Source organism: Nocardia sp. CA-290969, from assembly GCF_050936135.1.
GTDB lineage: Bacteria > Actinomycetota > Actinomycetes > Mycobacteriales > Mycobacteriaceae > Nocardia.
In genome coordinates this window covers 37,037-52,948 of the sequence record NZ_JBNJNJ010000001.1, presented here as the reverse complement: position 1 = coordinate 52,948, position 15,912 = coordinate 37,037, and the positions used below count along the sequence as shown (strand labels likewise).

Annotated in this window: 20 protein-coding genes; 16 read left to right on the top strand and 4 right to left on the bottom strand. The window is 68.3% G+C overall.

Features of this window, described 5'->3' with window-relative positions; all coding sequences use genetic code 11:
• Positions 1-46 precede the first annotated feature (46 nt).
• Both ACQEVO_RS00365 and ACQEVO_RS00360 read left to right on the top strand, forming a co-directional pair.
• Positions 47-919, top strand: a complete 873-nt coding sequence (locus ACQEVO_RS00365; RefSeq protein WP_432907465.1) for an SGNH/GDSL hydrolase family protein — start codon at positions 47-49, stop codon at positions 917-919.
• A 79-nt stretch (positions 920-998) separates the two neighbouring features.
• Positions 999-2,216, top strand: a complete 1,218-nt coding sequence (locus ACQEVO_RS00360) for an acetyl-CoA C-acetyltransferase (RefSeq protein WP_432907462.1) — start codon at positions 999-1,001, stop codon at positions 2,214-2,216.
• Positions 2,217-2,307: 91 nt separating this feature from the next.
• On the opposite strand, the gene ACQEVO_RS00355 is transcribed toward ACQEVO_RS00360, so the two are convergent.
• Positions 2,308-2,631: a hypothetical protein gene (locus tag ACQEVO_RS00355; RefSeq protein ID WP_432907459.1), complete on the bottom strand. Its 324-nt coding sequence runs from the start codon at positions 2,629-2,631 to the stop codon at positions 2,308-2,310.
• Between the two features lie 365 nt (positions 2,632-2,996).
• A complete protein-coding gene (locus ACQEVO_RS00350; protein ID WP_432907456.1) occupies positions 2,997-3,860 on the bottom strand; it encodes a Bax inhibitor-1/YccA family protein in 864 nt (287 codons plus the stop codon).
• Positions 3,861-3,942: 82 nt separating this feature from the next.
• On the opposite strand from ACQEVO_RS00350, the gene ACQEVO_RS00345 reads away from it, so the two are divergent.
• The 7 genes from ACQEVO_RS00345 to ACQEVO_RS00315 all read left to right on the top strand — a co-directional run bounded on the left by ACQEVO_RS00345 (position 3,943) and on the right by ACQEVO_RS00315 (position 8,446).
• Positions 3,943-4,227 (top strand): hypothetical protein, encoded by a 285-nt coding sequence (locus ACQEVO_RS00345; RefSeq protein ID WP_432907453.1) that lies wholly within the window; start codon positions 3,943-3,945, stop codon positions 4,225-4,227.
• Positions 4,224-4,508 carry a hypothetical protein gene (locus tag ACQEVO_RS00340; protein ID WP_432907451.1) on the top strand — a complete coding sequence of 95 codons (285 nt, stop codon included), beginning with the start codon at positions 4,224-4,226 and terminating at the stop codon, positions 4,506-4,508. Before ACQEVO_RS00345 ends, ACQEVO_RS00340 begins: the two co-directional genes overlap by 4 nt.
• 85 nt (positions 4,509-4,593) lie before the next feature.
• Positions 4,594-5,271 (top strand): DNA-methyltransferase, encoded by a 678-nt coding sequence (locus ACQEVO_RS00335; RefSeq protein ID WP_432907448.1) that lies wholly within the window; start codon positions 4,594-4,596, stop codon positions 5,269-5,271.
• A gap of 102 nt (positions 5,272-5,373) precedes the next feature.
• Positions 5,374-5,841 (top strand): hypothetical protein, encoded by a 468-nt coding sequence (locus tag ACQEVO_RS00330; protein ID WP_432907445.1) that lies wholly within the window; start codon positions 5,374-5,376, stop codon positions 5,839-5,841.
• Entirely contained in the window at positions 5,838-6,353 is a 516-nt protein-coding gene (locus tag ACQEVO_RS00325) for a hypothetical protein (RefSeq protein ID WP_432907442.1), read from the top strand. Before ACQEVO_RS00330 ends, ACQEVO_RS00325 begins: the two co-directional genes overlap by 4 nt.
• Positions 6,353-7,888: a terminase large subunit domain-containing protein gene (locus tag ACQEVO_RS00320; protein ID WP_432907439.1), complete on the top strand. Its 1,536-nt coding sequence runs from the start codon at positions 6,353-6,355 to the stop codon at positions 7,886-7,888. The genes ACQEVO_RS00325 and ACQEVO_RS00320 overlap by 1 nt, the downstream gene beginning before the upstream one ends.
• Before the next feature lie 84 nt (positions 7,889-7,972).
• Positions 7,973-8,446 (top strand): hypothetical protein, encoded by a 474-nt coding sequence (locus ACQEVO_RS00315; protein WP_432907436.1) that lies wholly within the window; start codon positions 7,973-7,975, stop codon positions 8,444-8,446.
• On the opposite strand, the gene ACQEVO_RS00310 is transcribed toward ACQEVO_RS00315, so the two are convergent.
• Positions 8,427-8,594 carry a hypothetical protein gene (locus ACQEVO_RS00310; protein WP_432907434.1) on the bottom strand — a complete coding sequence of 56 codons (168 nt, stop codon included), beginning with the start codon at positions 8,592-8,594 and terminating at the stop codon, positions 8,427-8,429. The two genes, ACQEVO_RS00315 and ACQEVO_RS00310, sit on opposite strands and share 20 nt — an antisense overlap.
• 22 nt (positions 8,595-8,616) lie before the next feature.
• Between ACQEVO_RS00310 and ACQEVO_RS00305 the strand changes: the two genes are divergently transcribed.
• The gene (locus ACQEVO_RS00305) at positions 8,617-8,877 is read left to right on the top strand and encodes a hypothetical protein (RefSeq protein WP_432907431.1); all 261 of its coding nucleotides are present in this window, start codon (positions 8,617-8,619) and stop codon (positions 8,875-8,877) included.
• A 65-nt stretch (positions 8,878-8,942) separates the two neighbouring features.
• Here the strand turns inward: ACQEVO_RS00305 and ACQEVO_RS00300 are convergent, their stop codons facing one another.
• The gene (locus ACQEVO_RS00300) at positions 8,943-9,314 is read right to left on the bottom strand and encodes a hypothetical protein (protein ID WP_432907428.1); all 372 of its coding nucleotides are present in this window, start codon (positions 9,312-9,314) and stop codon (positions 8,943-8,945) included.
• Positions 9,315-9,877: 563 nt separating this feature from the next.
• Here ACQEVO_RS00300 and ACQEVO_RS00295 point away from each other — a divergent pair.
• From ACQEVO_RS00295 to ACQEVO_RS00270, 6 genes are all read left to right on the top strand, one after another.
• Positions 9,878-10,144: a hypothetical protein gene (locus ACQEVO_RS00295; protein WP_432907427.1), complete on the top strand. Its 267-nt coding sequence runs from the start codon at positions 9,878-9,880 to the stop codon at positions 10,142-10,144.
• A 138-nt stretch (positions 10,145-10,282) separates the two neighbouring features.
• Entirely contained in the window at positions 10,283-10,549 is a 267-nt protein-coding gene (locus tag ACQEVO_RS00290; protein WP_432907424.1) for a hypothetical protein, read from the top strand.
• 35 nt (positions 10,550-10,584) lie between these two features.
• Positions 10,585-11,136, top strand: a complete 552-nt coding sequence (locus ACQEVO_RS00285) for a hypothetical protein (RefSeq protein WP_432907421.1) — start codon at positions 10,585-10,587, stop codon at positions 11,134-11,136.
• Positions 11,133-11,441, top strand: coding sequence for a hypothetical protein (locus ACQEVO_RS00280; protein ID WP_432907418.1), 309 nt, complete (start codon positions 11,133-11,135; stop codon positions 11,439-11,441). Before ACQEVO_RS00285 ends, ACQEVO_RS00280 begins: the two co-directional genes overlap by 4 nt.
• Before the next feature lie 45 nt (positions 11,442-11,486).
• Positions 11,487-13,349 carry a hypothetical protein gene (locus ACQEVO_RS00275; RefSeq protein ID WP_432907415.1) on the top strand — a complete coding sequence of 621 codons (1,863 nt, stop codon included), beginning with the start codon at positions 11,487-11,489 and terminating at the stop codon, positions 13,347-13,349.
• Positions 13,346-15,910, top strand: coding sequence for a phage minor head protein (locus ACQEVO_RS00270; RefSeq protein ID WP_432907412.1), 2,565 nt, complete (start codon positions 13,346-13,348; stop codon positions 15,908-15,910). Before ACQEVO_RS00275 ends, ACQEVO_RS00270 begins: the two co-directional genes overlap by 4 nt.
• Positions 15,911-15,912: the final 2 nt, after the last annotated feature.

Here is a 15,912-nt window from a genome sequence, read left to right as displayed (position 1 = left end):
CGCGCGCACTCGCACGAGGCCGGGCGCCCGAATAAAATCGCTGCACATGGGCGAGACTCGGATCGGATGGCGCACGGCCGCGGTGGCCGGGGCCGCCACGGTGGCGTTCGGTTCCGGGGCGGGAACCGCGTCGTGGGCTGCCTATCGGCTGCTCATGACCCAGGCCGGTGCCGCCCGGGGGATGATCGGCCGCGATACTTCCAAACCTCCGGAAGCCGACGGAATCTACTCACCGGATGGATACGAACCCTGGCGCACCGGTAAATACGCCGACCTGCACCTGATGATCTTCGGCGATTCGACCGCGGCCGGGCTGGGCTGCCGGAGCGCCGCCGAAGTGCCCGGGGTGCGGATAGCGCACGGACTGGCCGATGCCACCGGGCAGCGGATCCGGTTGAGCACCAAGGCGATCTCCGGTGCCACGTCCAAAGGGCTGGCCGGGCAGGTGGATGCGATGTTCGTGGCGGGACCGCCGCCGGACGCCGCGGTCATCTTGATCGGCGGTAACGACGTGACCAAGAAACACTCCATCGGCCGCTCCGCACAACGGCTGGGCGCGGCGGTGAGCCGGTTGCACGGTGCGGGCAGCATCGTGGTGGTCGGCACCTGCCCTGATCTGGGCAGTGTCACCGCCATCCCGGAACCGCTGCGTACCGTGGTGCACCGCTGGAGTCTGCAACTGGCCCGGGCGCAGGCGGCGGCCACCCGGGCGGCCGGCGGGCGCACCGTGCCGATGGGTGATCTGCTGAGCGAAGATTTCCGGGCGGCGCCCGAGCAACTGTTCTCGGCCGATGGTTTCCATCCCTCGGCCGCGGGCTACGCGTTGGCCGCCACGCACCTGCTGCCGGAGCTGCTGGCAGCGCTCGGTGACCGGGATATGGCCACGGCGGATATTTCCCCGCAAGCCGCCGGGACGTAGATTCGAAGAGATCGTACCCGCGAGTAGTGCGCGACCGGGCAGCTTTCGGCCGCGCACACTCCTCGACAAAGGAGTCCTCATGCCAGAGGCCGTCATCGTTTCCGTTGCTCGCTCCCCCATCGGACGCGCCAACAAGGGGTCGCTGGTGAGCATGCGGCCCGACGACCTCGCCGCGCAGATGGTGCGCGCCGCGCTGGACAAGGTCCCCGCCCTGTCGCCGGCCGATATCGACGACCTGATGCTCGGCTGCGGCCAGCCGGCCGGTGAGTCGGGCTTCAACATGGCCAAGGTGGTCGCCACCCAGCTGGGCTACGACTACATGCCCGGCACCACGGTGAACCGCTACTGTTCGTCCTCGCTACAGACCACCCGGATGGCGTTCCACGCCATCAAGGCCGGGGAGGGTCACGCGTTCATCTCCGCAGGTGTGGAAACCGTCTCCCGTTTCCCGAAGGGCACCGCCGACGGCTGGCCCGATACCCACAACCCGGCGTTCGCCACGGCCGAGGAACGCACCGCCACCCGGGCGCAGGGCGGCGCCGGCTGGCAGGACCCGCGGGAGAACGGCGACCTGCCCGATATCTACATCGCCATGGGCCAGACCGCGGAGAATGTCGCGTCCTTCACCGGTATCTCCCGGGAGGACCAGGATCACTGGGGCGTGCGGTCGCAGAACCGCGCCGAGGAAGCCATCAAAGCCGGTTTCTTCGAACGCGAGATCACCCCGGTGACCCTGCCCGACGGCACCGTCGTCTCGACCGACGACGGCCCCCGCCCCGGCACCAGCTACGAGAAGATCTCGCAGCTGAAGCCGGTGTTCCGCCCCGACGGCACGGTGACCGCCGGTAACGCCTGCCCGCTCAACGACGGCGCCGCCGCGCTGGTCGTCATGAGTGACACCAAGGCCAAGGAACTGGGTCTGACCCCGCTGGCCCGCATCGTCTCCACCGGCGTCTCGGGTCTCTCTCCCGAGATCATGGGCCTGGGCCCGATCGAGGCGGTGCGCAAGGCGCTGAAGCTGGCCGGTAAGACCATCGGCGATATCGACCTCTACGAGATCAACGAGGCTTTCGCCGTGCAGGTCCTGGGTTCGGCCCGGGAACTCGGCATGGACCTGGACAAACTGAACGTCTCCGGCGGCGCCATCGCCCTCGGCCACCCGTTCGGTATGACCGGCGCCCGCATCACCGCCACCCTCATCAACAACCTGCAGACCCACGACAAGCAGTTCGGTCTGGAGACCATGTGCGTCGGCGGTGGCCAGGGCATGGCGATGATCATCGAACGCCTCAGCTGATCACCCCCGTCCCCCGACGGTTGAGCTGACGAGGGCCCCTGCACGGATTCGTCTGTGCAGGGGCCCGGTCTTTTCACGGAATATGCGAGCGTCAGAGCTTGGCGAGGCGGTCCTGTTCCTTCTGGTATGCGCGCCACGCCTGCTGGGTCGGGGTCGGTTTCGTGGTGAGGGCCACCCAGTCGGTCGAGCGGACGAAGTTCACCACCATCAGCACGGGCAGGATGAACGCCTGGAAGAAGATCAGGTAGCTGCCGCCCTCGAAGACGAACGCCAAGTATCCCGCGTAGCCGAGGAACCCGGCACCGAAGACCGCGTTGAGCCATTGGGACGTCTCACTCTGCCCGCCCTTGAAAACGGCCAGCACGATCATGACGAGGCCACTGACCGCGAGCATTCCGACGTACCAATCGAACATGGTCTTCCTCCCGACACATCGTGCGGCCCTGCCGGCAGCACCCGATGACCGAAAGGAAATCGCGAAACTCTTGTCGAACCCTTACCGAGCCCTTACGCCGTGGAGTAACGACCGTCATAGCCTGCGTACCCCGCGCCCACACCGGCGCCGGGCGATTACAGGCCGGCCGAACCCAGGGCCTGGGCAACGCCGCCGAGGAACTGGGTGACAGCGATATATCCCGCAGCGAGTGCTACCAAAATGAATTCCATACCGGATATGTCCCCGGGGCACGGCGCCGCGTTATCACCCCTCAGGGTTCGCCTGGACACACGAAGACGGCCCCCGCCGGAGCGGGGGCCGTCTTCAGGCGATTGCGGCTGCTGCTAGTCGCTCTGGAAGTAGCTCAGCAGGCGCAGGATCTCGACGTAGAGCCAGACCAGGGTGACCGTGAGGCCGAGGGCCACACCCCAGGCCGCCTTGGGCGGGGCCTGGGCGCGGATGAGCTGGTCGGCGGCATCGAAGTCCAGCAGGAAGCTGAACGCGGCGATGGCGATGACCACCAGACTGAAGATGATCGCGATCGGGCCGCCGTCACGCAGGCCGAAGCCACCGTCGGTGAAGAAGCTCGCGATCAGGTTGCCGACGACCAGGACCAGGATGCCGATCATGGCGCCGATGAGCATGCGGGTGAAGCGTGGAGTGACGCGAATGGCGCCGGTCTTGTAGACGACGAGCATGCCGGCGAACACCCCGAAGGTGCCGAGCACCGCCTGCCCGATCATGCCGGGACCGCCCACACCACCGAAGGTGGCATCGGAGAGCACCGCCGAGAACGCACCGACGAAGAGGCCTTCGGCCACTGCGTAGGAGAGCACGATCGCCGGGTTGTCGGCCTTGTTGCCGAAGGTCGCCACCAGCACCAGCACCAGGCCGACGATCGCGCCGCCGATGAGCAGGACCGGGGCCAGCCCGGGGTTGGAGATGGAGAGCACATAGGAGACCAGCGCCGAGACCGCCAGGACACCCAGTGTGATCCCGGTTTTCGTGACCACATCGTCGATGGTCAGCGACCGGGTGGGCGCCTGCGGGTAGGGCTGCTGCTGATACTGCGGGGGGTACTGCTGGTTGCCGTACTGGTAACCGAGCTGACCCGCGCCGGCGGCGGTCGAGCCGAAGCCCGCGTAGCCGGTTTCCTGCTTCGGCAGATTCTTGAATACCGGATTGCTGGTAGTGCGTGAAGCACCCATTTGGCCGTATCTCCTCACCTTCGATGCCTGCCACGGATGCTACCTGGGTGTCCTCCGTGTCGGCCCTCTTAAGGGGTCCGTTATGTCTACTTCAACGAACGCCGAACCGCCGCGGTTCCCGTGTCCCGACCAGGAAAATCTGTCCTGCACACCAGCCGACTCGAGACCCACACGCACCGGCACCCCGGCGCCCTATGAGCCGGAGGCAATCCCCGTTGACCGGGTCGCCCTCGAGTTCGTGGTGCCGGCCAACTACCGCCACATCCTCGACCACGAACTCGATGTGCTCCTGTTCAGCTTGGAGCCCGTACTCGCCTGGGTAACCCGGTGCGGCGGCTCCGTGACCATGAAAGGATCCCAACGATGAACGAGCTGGAACGCCAGGCCGAGGACGGCACCCTCTGGCAGCACGGGGACGTGGTGATCGACGACACCGGCTACATCTGGCAGCGCGCCGACGACGCGGATGTTGCCCGCGGCTGGCCCTGGGCGCACGGCGCCACCGTGACCGTCCGCGATGGCCACCCGATCTCCGGGGAAGGAGCGGTGGAGGAGAGCGCCCCCGTCCGGCCGCTCACGCTCCTCGTCCGCGACGGCAAACCGGTCAACACGATCGTCGTCCCCCGGGATAACCCACCCGCCTCCTGACCCCCGATCCCCGAGCGAGCGCCCCGGAACATTCCGGGGCGCTCGTTCCGCATTTCCGCAGGTCACCGGAGATACAGTCGAACGCATGTCCGAATACGAGATCGTCTGCGGCGAGTCCCTCGCCACCCTCCGCGAACTCCCCGGCCACTCCTACGACGCCCTGATCACCGATCCCCCGTACTGCTCCGGCGGCACCACCAGCGCGGAACGGACCAGCCGCAGCGCGATCGAGAAATACGTGTCCACCGATTCCGTGTCCGGACTCGCCATGCCCGATTTCCCCGACCAACGTGACCAACGGTCGTTCACCATCTGGTCGTCCATATGGCTCACCGAAACACTGCGCCTCGTACGGCCCGGCGGCCAAGCATTGGTATTCACCGACTGGCGGCAACTCCCCGCAATATCCGACGCCCTGCAAATCGCGGGCTGGAGATGGCGCGGAATTGTCGTGTGGCAGAAAACCAGCGCCAGACCACAGCCCGGATTCCGCAACGAATGCGAATACGTTCTCTGGGGATCCAACGGGCAACTCGACCCGGACCACAAACCACCATTCCTCCCCGGCGTCTACACCCACCCCAGCCCGCGCGGGAAAGCGCGCCAGCACATCACCGCGAAACCCGTCGACCTCATGCGCGACCTCGTCCGCACCACCCGCCCCGAGGCCCGAATACTCGACCCATTTGCCGGTAGCGGAACCGAAGGCGTACCCGAATACGCCGACATCGCCCAGCGGCGGCTCGCGGAAATAGCAGCCTGACCGCACGATCACCACACACCCGCACCACCAAACGGGTGACACAATTCGCCGTACAATAATCGCCGAACCCTGGTGCCTTCGAGCAGAGCAGGAGGTGGCCCCGTGGCGAACCATCACCGCCCCGACCAACGAGCCCGATCTCTACTCGCTCTGCAGATGCGAATCGACGGCCACACCTGGCAGGAGATCGCCGACCGCACCGACTGGAAAACCGAGGCCGGCGCCCGCCGCGCAGTGAACACGCTGCTCGACAAGTGGGAGTCGGCGACCGTCGACCAGTACCGGGTCATCCAGGACCAGCGATACCAAACCCTGCTGCGCGCCTGGTGGCCCCACGCCACCGGCACCGCCCTCGACGAGAACGACGACCCGAAACCACCCGACGACAAAGCCGCGGCCGTGGTGATCCGGGTGATGGAGGCGATGAACAAACTCCACGGCCTCAACCGCGAGCAGCCCGACGCCGGCGGCCCGCGGATGAGCCCCGAGGAATTCCGGGCAGCGCTGGCCGAGTACGCCACCCTCAGCGCGGCCACGGCACCGCCGGCGCTCGAAGGCCGTACGTCGTGACCGCCGCGGTGCAGGCCCGGATCCCGGCACCGCAGTGGACCCCGGATCCCATGCTCGCCGCCGCGGCCCGCGCCGGCGGCGTGCAGCTGCTCCAGCTCGACGAGGACGACCAGAACTGGTTGGTGGCGTGCTTGACCGTCGAGGGCTTCACCGTGGAGGAGATCGCCGCCCGCTGCGGCTGTCGTAGTCGCAAGATCAAATACGTGCGGGCCCGGCCGATGACCAAGATGATGACCCGCTACCTCGTCGCCCAGGCCCAAGCCGACGAAGCCGCCCAACGCGTCGAGGCCCTCGACCGGTGGTGCGAACTCACCGTGTCCCAGTGCGAGCAAGGATCGCAGCGGGCCCGCGACCAGCTCGACGCCGCGGTCGACCAGATCCGCGCGCTACGAGCCCGATGTCGCGAGCAGCAGCACCGCGCCGACACCTACCGCAAGTACTGCGGCGCCCCGCCACCCCGCCGGAGCCGTCCACCGGCGGCCGCGCCCGTCGACCAGCTCGCCCTCTTCTGATGACCGCCGCGGTCATGCAGACCGCCGCGAACGAGCAGTTCCTGCGGCGCGAACTCGTACGCCTACGCGCCGCCCGCGACTACCCGACCGCCGGCGCACTCGCCCAATACCTCGACCCCAGCATCCAGCAAACCCCAGCGCTGCAGATGATCGACGAACACCTCGAGTGGGCGTTCTCCACCCCCGCGGCGCGGCTCATGATCTCGATGCCCTCGCAAACCGGCAAGTCCCAGCGAGTCGCGATAGCCGGCACCCTGCGCGCGATGATGCTGCACCCGGACTGGCGGTGCGTCATCGCCACCCACGCCGAGCACCTGGCCCTCAAACACTCCACCGAGATCCGCGGACTCATCCAGACATTCGGATCGAGCGCCGCGGCCGAAACCGGCGAGCCGCTGCCGGACCGTCTCGGCCTGGCGATACCCCGCAGGGCCAGCGCCGCCAAGTTCTGGCGCCTCCGCGGCCACAAGGGCTCACTCACCGCCGCCGGCATCGATACGAAACTCCCCGGCGTCCCCGCGGACTACCTACTGCTGGACGACCTGTACGCATCGATGGAGGACGCGGACAGCGCCGCGATCCGCCGCCGCGTGAACTCCTGGCTGGACTCCGTGGCGTTGCAGCGCCTCGGCGGTGACGCACCGATCGTGGCCATCTCAACCCGCTGGAACGAGTTCGACGCCCTCGCCTACCTGCAGCAGCTGATGCCCGACGAGTGGCGAGTACTGAACTTCCCGGCCATCGCAGAGGACGGCGTACTCGATTCCCTCGGCCGTGAACCCGGCGTCCTCCTCGAATCACCACGTAACCAGGACTGGATCAAACGACGGGAACAGAGCCCGGCCCGCGTGTGGTCGGCGATGTACCAAGGCAACCCCAAACCCCGGGAGGGCGGTTTGTTCGAGCAAGCCTGGTTCGACGATCACCGCGTCATGGGCGACGCCCCGGCCACCACGCTGCGGGTCGTCGCGATCGACCCGGCCGAGACCGGCAAGAGCGACGAGGCCGGCGTCGTCGCCGGTGGCCTCACCGCTGACGGCAAGGTTGTCCTCACCCACGACTGGTCCAAGCACATGACGTCCGCGGAATGGGCGGAGCGTGGCGTCGAGCTGGCGCTCGCGACCCACGCCCACGAGCTCGCGGTGGAGGGCTACAGCGCGGCGACCACCTACCGGCGCACCGTCGTCGAGGCGTGGAAGAAGATCCGCGACGAACGCTACCCGGGGCAGGCGATGCCGTTCCGGATCCGCATGTGGCGCGGTAAGTCCAATGCCGATGCGCTGGCCCGGTCGGTCGGCATGCGCAACGCGGTCGAACTCGGCAAGTGCGTCGTCCTCGGTCATGGGTTGGAGAAGCTGGAATCGAAGGCGGTCGGCTGGCACGTGGGCCAGCACCAGCCGGACGCTGTCGCGGCCGCGGTGATCGTGTACGACCGGCTCGTCACGCTTACCTCCTCGACCGCGCAGCTGGCGTCGCCGGTCCGCCGGCAGCCCGGCAGCGGTGGTGCCGGTGGCCGCTGGACCCGCACCCTCTAGCCATCTTTGTCGAAACCGTAGACAAACACTCCAATGGGTAGCTAGTCTTTGTCCACACGTTCGACAAAGACATTTGGAGTTGTTATGGAGACCTACCTCGGCCTCAAAGGCATCGGCGAACTGCTCGGCGTCTCACCCGCCACCGTCTCGAAGTGGCGCACCCGCTACGCCGGCACCGACCACCCCTGCCCACCGCCGGCCGTATGGATCGACGACACCCCCGGCTGGAAGGACCGCCCCGCATGGCAGGCATGGCACCTCGCCCGGCCCGGCCGCGGCGCCGGCGGCGGACCACTGCCACTGGCACGCGCCCGGGAAGAATTCGAGACCACCATCGCCGCGGTACGCGCGGAGTACCCGAACGACCGGCCCGGCCGCAGCCAACTGCGGGCCCTGCACCGCATCGCCGAAACCTACGGCGTGGACCAGGACGTCATCGTCGCGCTGGCGAACAAGGCCGCGGACGACCGCCCGGACACAGCCACCGATGAATGCGACATCCTCGCGGTCGCCACCGTCATCCGCAGCAGCCGAGCCGCTACGTCTCGACCTTCTTGAGCGCCGACAGCGGCATCGAGAACTGGTACGCGCCCGGGGCGTCGTCCACAGGGTCAAGCACAGCGCGCCCCTCCTCGTCGATCCTCGCCACGGTGAACCGGTTCTGACCGCCCGCACCGATTGTCACAATGTCGCCGATTTGGATCACTTAGGCGAGCATAATCGAACGCATGTACGACAACAGTTGGCGGCCGATCTACACCGTCGACGGGCGCGTCGTACCCGACCCGCTCCGCCTCTACCCCACCCCACAGGGCATGGCCGAGCCCTCACCGGTCCGGTGCCGCAACGGCCACCACCTCGGCGCCAACCGCGTCCTGGTCGGCTCGACACCATGCCCGCTCATCGGTGGCCACCACCGCACACATACCTGCCGCACCTGCGGCTACGTCATCTACACACCCCAAGAAGTGCCAGGCTGCAAGCACTGACCCCCGCTCGACCTATCAAAATGATGTGCCATGCAAGGGGCCTGGACCATCATCTTGATAGGACATCAGGATGATGCGAGCTCCTCCTCGTCGGGGTCCGGCGGCCGCGGCGCCTCGTTCTGGAACGGCCCTTCCGCCAGCTCGACGATCAACTGCAGGATCGGACCAGCCTTGGGGCGCTGCTGGCCGTGCCGCCAGTTGAAGGACCCGTACTGGACCGGAGACCAGTCCCGGGCGATAACCCGGAAGACTCCGTCCAAGTCGAGGTTCCGGGCATGCAGCGCGATCGTATCGCCTACCGCTGGCGGATATGGCGTGTGCAAGTGCCCATCGTTCGCATAGCCGTCGATATACAAGCTCTCGTAATCGAACATTCCGGGATGCTCCGCGGACGGGCAGCGCAAGTAGAACCAGCAGTTGACCAATTCGCTACTCATGCCGTAGATCCCATCACGCCAAGACCGGCGTGAACTCCGGACATTCGCAATCCGGTTCGCTGCTGCCGTTGTCGTTGTCCGTCCAACACGGCCCACCGTGCACCTCGCGACGGTGCCCGCACCGGCACAGCTCCATATCCTCGAGCACCGGCGACAAGAACTCGCGACACCCCGACGAGCAGTACTCCGGACCGTAGTCACAGCCGGAACGGCCGCGGTAATGCCAGTCACGGCGGTGCCCGCAGTTTCGGCAACGCGCCGAGTCATCCACCTCCCAACCGCGGCCACCGCCCTCGCTGCCCGGCCGGTCACGCCTATCGGCCCGAATCTCGAATGGGGTCTCGAACAGGCGGACGTACCTGCGGACACGAGGGTCGTCCGCCGGCAGTAGCTTGGCAACGCTGAGATCGATGGTGGCCATGCCCATGATGAAAGCACTTTCGTGGCCGCACTGGGCGCCGGTAAGCATCACTTATCGGCGGCCAGCCGGCCCGTCGAGATAGAGTGCTACCGGCACTCACCGGATGGATGTTCCGGCCCACCCACGTAGGGACAGGAGCATCATGCAGAACATCACCATCGGCCGATACCCCGGCGGCGCACTCACCGCGACCCGCATCCACCACGACGACGCCGGCCATGAAGTCTCCCGCGAAACGTTCCCCGCACATGCCGGATGGATCGAGGGAATCCGCGACGACGGCACCCGCTGGGTCATGTACATGGACGCGGCAGGGAGCCCCGAAATGTTCTGGCCGGGACGCGAACCGGACGGCGCGGTGATCGGACACGGTATCGATCTCAGCCCGCCGCGCGAACCGGTCGAGTAGTATCGGCACCGCACCCGCCAGAGTGCAAACGGAACGCCATTTGTTCATCATCGACTACGGCCACCCCTTCAACGGGTGGCCGTAGTTCGTTTCCGGGCCCGGCTGTCGGCTGCACCCCTGGTTCGTAGCGTCCGCGGCATGACGATGCCCCGTACACCCGAGCAGGCCGCCGCGGATGATGCGCTGGCAGACGCGATCCGGGCGACGATCCACGCCTACGACCCCGACAACACCGGCCTGCTGGTGGACTACGTGGTGGTGGCCGGCCAACTGAACGCCGACGACAGCCATGTAGTGACCGTCGTGGATTCAGGACCCGGCTCGCCCACCTGGACGCAACTCGGGTTGCTGGAGGTAGCCGGGGTGCAGCTGCGCGACGGCTTCTCACACGATTCCCCGGACTGAAATTCGCTGCACCCTCGATTCGTAGCGTCCGCAGCATGGGAAACGTCACCGCCGAACCTCAGAGGTTTCAGAAACTGCCCGTCACCATCGAAGCACTGCAATGGGACGGCACCGCCGACGGCGCCACTGCGATCATCGACTGGATAGTTAGCAATGGCGGCACCGCCACATTCCGCTGCGCGATCAACGGGCCCTGTCCTGGCACGGCATCGGGTAGCCACGTCCTCAGCATCCGCACCCTGGAGGGAACGATGCGGGCGCGGCCCAGCGACTGGATCATCCGCGGCGTGGAGGGCGAGTTCTACCCCTGCACAAACGACGTCCACCGCAAAACCTACCGGCCGGCCCCGGCGCCCGAAGACATCCCCGAGGTCCTGAACCTCACGGCCGAACAGGAGGCCGCCATCCGGCGCGTCGGCGACCCGGAGCGGATGTGGCGCGAAGCGTGGATAGCCGGCTACCGGCTCGCCGAAAACATGTGGGCACTGCAGCACCGCTGCTGCAGTCCCCTGACCGGCGCCGAACTCGACGAGGAATACACCGAGTGGCGCTCGAACGCGACCGCAGGGCAGGAGAAGAGCAAGTGACCGTACTGATCGTCACCCTGCTGTACCTGCTGGCCGTCGTCCGCCTCACCCGCCTGGTGGTGTTCGACAAGCTCGTCGAGCCCTTCCGCGCCATGCTCGTCCGCCGACTCCGCCAAGGCAGCCGCATCACCTACTTGGTGCACTGCCCGTGGTGTGTGAGCATGTGGCTCGCCGCGGCCGCCGCACCGGCCGCGATCCTCGCCGCCGGCCTGTCCTGGTGGACGTTGCCGCTACTCGTATTCGCCAGCTCCCACCTCGCGGGACTGCTCGCCGAGGCCACCCTCAGGCGGGATGACGACCTGTAGTGACACCAGCGGTCCGTGCACCCCGGGTTCGTAGCGTCCGCGACCATGGCCCGGATCTTCGCGCGACGCAAGCCCACCGTGACTGCTGCCGTGCAACCGGTCCGGGATCCCGCGAAAGCGTTCCGGACGACCCTCGGCCGCAAGGACGGTAAAGACGGCGCCTGGTCGCCGCGGACGTGGGAGATGTACGAGCTGTGCGGCGAGCTGCGCTACATCTGCACCTGGCTGTCCAGCGCTACCTCCCGGTGCCGGCTCGTCGCCTCCGAGATCGATGAGGAGACGGGCCGGCCGACCGGCCGCACCGACAACGACCGTGTCAACGGCATCGTCCGCGATATCGCCGGCGGCCCCGGCGGGCAGGCGCAGCTACTGAAACGCACCACCGTGTTCCTCACCGTGCCGGGTGAGTGCTGGGTCGCGGTGATCGTCCGCCGCACCGGCCGCGACGGAGTGATCGAGGAATGGCACCTGCTCGACCGGTCCGAGATCAAAACCAAGGCGGGCGGGCAGATCACGCTCGTCCTGGCGGACGGCACCGAGCACGAGTACGACCCGGACCGCGATGTGCTGTTCCGCGTCTGGAACGCCCACCCGCGCAACAGCCAGGAGGCGGACTCGCCGACCAGGTCCGCGCTGCCCACGCTGCTGGAGATCGTGCAGACCACCGCCACCATCCGGCACGCCAGCAAGTCGCGCCTGATCGGCGGCAAGATCCTGTTCGTCCCGAACCAGATGTCCCTGCCGAAAACACAAGGCGCACCGAAAGCCGCAGGGGTGGATCCGGACGCTCCGGAGCTGCCGCCACCCGCTCCGGAGCCCGTCGACGCCGGCGCGATGGATCTGCAGGACATGCTGTTCGACGTCTCCGAAGCGGCGGCCAAGGATCCCGACTCCATGGCAGCGCACCTGCCGATCGTGGCCGGCACCGACGGCGAGTGGACCGACAAGGTCAAGCTGATCGACCTGCACTCCGATATCAACAAGGAGCAGCTCGCGATCCGGGAGGCCGCGATCCGCCGGCTGGCACTGGCGATGGATATCCCCGCCGAGCAGCTCCTCGGTCTGGCGTCGATGAACCACTGGAACGCGTGGGCGATGCGGGAGGACGCGGTCGCCACCCATATCGTGCCGCTGCTGGAAACGATCTGCGACGCCGTGACCACAGCGCTGCTGCGCCCGATCATCGAACGCCTCAACGAGGACGAGGGACTGAACCTCGATCCGGACCGGTTCGTCGTCTGGTACGACACCACCCCGCTCACCCAGGACCCCGACCGCAAGGACGAGGCCCGCGAAGCCAACGACCGCGGCGCACTGACAAACCGCGCGCTGCTCACCCACCTCGGTTTCAATCCGGACGAGGACGGCTACGACCTCGAAACGCCGGACGGGTGGCGGCAGCTGGCCCGCGACAAGGCCGCCCAAAACCCCGAACTGATCACCGTCCTCGCGCCGCTGCTCGGCGTGCGGCTGCCGGAACTCAATCAGCCGGGCCCGGCTACGCCGGCACCGCCGCGGGAGATCGAGCCGGCCCGCGAACAGGAACCACCGGAGCCGGGCGACGAGGACGATATCGCCGCGTCCGCCGAACCTGCCCGCGCCGTGGCCACGCTGTTACTCACCCGCGCGCTGGAACTCGCCGGGAAACGCCGCGCGACCCGCACCGACCTCGCCGCCCTCGGGGATCTCCCGACCTGGCAGGTGTACACGAGGATCCCGCCGGCGGAACCGGGCGATGTGCCGCGGCTGATCGCCGGCTACGACGCCGGCCTCACCGACGACATCGCCCACGGCATCGGTGCCGACCCGCACCGGCTGCGCGCACTGGTCACCGACCGGGCACGGGTGGCGCTCACCACCGGCCGCCCGGTGGCCGTGGGTGACGAAATCCGGGCGGCCCTGCGATGAGCAGCCGTGCAGGCCTTCGCCGGACCGCGTTGCTGTCGATCCTCGATATGGAGCGCCGGATCCGGGTGCTCGCCGCCGACGCCTACGCCCAATGGCTGCCGAAGGCCCGCGCCGCGGTGTTCCACCAGGAGCTGACCGCCGCCGCCGCGGAACCGATCCCGCCGGACCCGGACGCGATCGCGCTGTCGCAAGCGGATTGGGAGGAGATCCTGGCCAGTGTCTTCCTCGCCGGGCTGGCCGAGATCATGTGGGCACAGCTCACCGCGGAGATGGCCGGCCTCGGCATCACCGCGGCGGAAGTGATCGCGCTGGGCGCGGCCGCCGCAGCGCGATCCGGGTTGCCGGGCACCACCCCGGGCGGCGACGAGGACACGCCGGCACCGGGTACGCCATCACAGCCGGGCGAACCCGAACCGGGCCCTGACCGCCCCGCGCCGCCGGATGCGCCGGACCGCGACGACGACCTCCCCGACGAGCCCGAGCCCGAGGATGAGCGGCCCCGGGACCGGGATCGTGACGAGGATGAGCCGCTGACTCCGGATCTGGTGATGGCGGTCCCGTCCGTGCAGGAGTGGGTCGACGGTTACCTCGCCGCGGTGAACAACCGGATGGTCCGCACCCCCGAAACCGCGTTCCGGCTGATCGCCGACGAGCTGGCGGTCGCGACCCGCGAGGGCGAGTCCCCCGACCAGCAAGCCGCCCGCGTCGCCCGCATCCTGTCGGCCGAGAACCTCGACACGTTCGGCGGGCGCCGCCCGGCGCTCGTGGCCCGGACCGAAACCTGCGGTGCACTCAACGGCGCCCGCCTCGAAGCTGCCCGCGTGATGGCCGAGATCACCGGCGAGGACCTCCACAAAGTCTGGTTGGCCACCATCGATGGCCGCACCCGCGACACGCATTTCGCCGTCGACGGGCAACGCCAGCCCCTCGACGGCGAATTCGAGCTACCCGGCGGCGTGAAGATGCGGTGGCCTGGGGAACCCGGCGCCCCCGCCAGCGAGGTGTGTAACTGCCGGTGCGCCCTGATCGTCGTCGGCGCCGACGAGGACCTCCCCGACGAGAGCGACCGGCACACCGAACGCGGCCCCGGAAACGCCACCGTCCGAAACCGCGAGGGCACCCGGCAGGACGAGATCGACCGCCGCGCCGCCGACGGCGTCATCCGCGCCCGCGACGACCCGAACGGGATCGGCGACATCACCTCCGCTGCACCCCCACCCGAGAGGATCCGACCCATGCAGACGTTCACCGCGGTGCTCGCCCACCTCGGCGTGCCGACCGACGACGGCCGCATGCTCGCCGCCGATATCGCGTTGCGGTTCCGCGACACCCCGCTGCCGCTGCGGTGGCAACGCCAGGACATCCCCATGCACGGTGAAGCATTCACCGTCGGCGCGATCGACAGCATCAGCGTCCAGGGCAGCGAGGTCATCGGCGCCGGCCATCTGATCGACACCGCCGAAGCCGCCGAGGCGGCGCTGCAGATCCGCGAGGGAGTGACCGCGCCGAGCGTGGACCTGGCCGATGTCGAGTGGGAGATCCGCGACGACAAGGGCAACCCGATCCTCGATTTCGACGACGTCGAGGAGGACGCGAAGCTGCTGGCGGTCACCACCAGCGCGATCGTCACCGCCGCCACCCTGGTCGCGATCCCGGCGTTCGGCAACACCTCGATCACCCTCGACCAGGAGTCCGACGAGGAACTCGTCGCCGCGGCCGCGACGACACCGCGGTTCGGCGCCACCACCATCACCCTCGACGACGATGTCATCGACACCCCGGCCGACACAGCCGATGTCGACAAGCAGCTGCTCGCCGCTGCAGCTGTGCGGCCCTGGTTCCGGCCGTCCGGAACGATGTTCGCCGACCCCGGGTTCACCGAACCGACGCCGCTGCACATGACCGACGACGGCCGGATCCAGGGACACCTCGCCGTGTGGGGTATCTGCCACGTCGGGATCTCCGACCGGTGCGTCACCGCGCCGCGGTCGGCCACGGCCTACGCGCATTTCCATGTGTCCTCGGTGGAAACCTCCGATGGTGTGCGGCTGCCGGTCGGCCGGCTCACCGTCGGCGGCGGCCACGCCGGGCACGGCCTGGACGCCCGCGCCGCATCGGAGCACTACGACACGCTCTGCACCTCCTGGGCCTACGTGCGCGCCGGCGAGGACGCCCACGGCATCTGGGTGTCCGGTGTCCCCCACCCCGCCGCGACGGACGAGCAGGTGCGGGACGGGTTGTCGGCGCCGCTGTCCGGGGACTGGCGCAGCGTCGGCGGCCACCTCGAACTCGTCGCCGCCCTGAGCGTGAACACACCCGGGTTCCCGGTCCTGCGCGCCCGGGAGGAAGAGGGCCGCGTCAAGGTCCTCGTCGCGTCCCTGGCCCCGCGGTATCGGCGCACCGACCCCGACGAAACCCGGCTGCGGTTCGTGGCCCGGACCGCGGTCCACGAGTACCGGCAGGGTGAGGCACGCCGCGCGGCCGCGCTCGGCCTCATCCGCAAACGCCGGCGCACCACCGCCCGCGCGCTCATCGCCGCGGTTCGAAACAGGAAGGCGTGAGT

What these genes read in the sequence shown, in the direction of transcription:
- ACQEVO_RS00365 (WP_432907465.1), top strand. Translation starts at nt 47, where the DNA reads ATGGGCGAGACTCGGATCGGATGGCGCACGGCCGCGGTGGCCGGGGCC.
- ACQEVO_RS00360 (WP_432907462.1), top strand. Translation starts at nt 999, where the DNA reads ATGCCAGAGGCCGTCATCGTTTCCGTTGCTCGCTCCCCCATCGGACGC.
- ACQEVO_RS00355 (WP_432907459.1), bottom strand. Translation starts at nt 2,631, where the DNA reads ATGTTCGATTGGTACGTCGGAATGCTCGCGGTCAGTGGCCTCGTCATG.
- ACQEVO_RS00350 (WP_432907456.1), bottom strand. Translation starts at nt 3,860, where the DNA reads ATGGGTGCTTCACGCACTACCAGCAATCCGGTATTCAAGAATCTGCCG.
- ACQEVO_RS00345 (WP_432907453.1), top strand. Translation starts at nt 3,943, where the DNA reads ATGTCTACTTCAACGAACGCCGAACCGCCGCGGTTCCCGTGTCCCGAC.
- ACQEVO_RS00340 (WP_432907451.1), top strand. Translation starts at nt 4,224, where the DNA reads ATGAACGAGCTGGAACGCCAGGCCGAGGACGGCACCCTCTGGCAGCAC.
- ACQEVO_RS00335 (WP_432907448.1), top strand. Translation starts at nt 4,594, where the DNA reads ATGTCCGAATACGAGATCGTCTGCGGCGAGTCCCTCGCCACCCTCCGC.
- ACQEVO_RS00320 (WP_432907439.1), top strand. Translation starts at nt 6,353, where the DNA reads ATGACCGCCGCGGTCATGCAGACCGCCGCGAACGAGCAGTTCCTGCGG.
- ACQEVO_RS00315 (WP_432907436.1), top strand. Translation starts at nt 7,973, where the DNA reads ATGGAGACCTACCTCGGCCTCAAAGGCATCGGCGAACTGCTCGGCGTC.
- ACQEVO_RS00305 (WP_432907431.1), top strand. Translation starts at nt 8,617, where the DNA reads ATGTACGACAACAGTTGGCGGCCGATCTACACCGTCGACGGGCGCGTC.
- ACQEVO_RS00300 (WP_432907428.1), bottom strand. Translation starts at nt 9,314, where the DNA reads ATGAGTAGCGAATTGGTCAACTGCTGGTTCTACTTGCGCTGCCCGTCC.
- ACQEVO_RS00295 (WP_432907427.1), top strand. Translation starts at nt 9,878, where the DNA reads ATGCAGAACATCACCATCGGCCGATACCCCGGCGGCGCACTCACCGCG.
- ACQEVO_RS00290 (WP_432907424.1), top strand. Translation starts at nt 10,283, where the DNA reads ATGACGATGCCCCGTACACCCGAGCAGGCCGCCGCGGATGATGCGCTG.
- ACQEVO_RS00285 (WP_432907421.1), top strand. Translation starts at nt 10,585, where the DNA reads ATGGGAAACGTCACCGCCGAACCTCAGAGGTTTCAGAAACTGCCCGTC.
- ACQEVO_RS00275 (WP_432907415.1), top strand. Translation starts at nt 11,487, where the DNA reads ATGGCCCGGATCTTCGCGCGACGCAAGCCCACCGTGACTGCTGCCGTG.
- ACQEVO_RS00270 (WP_432907412.1), top strand. Translation starts at nt 13,346, where the DNA reads ATGAGCAGCCGTGCAGGCCTTCGCCGGACCGCGTTGCTGTCGATCCTC.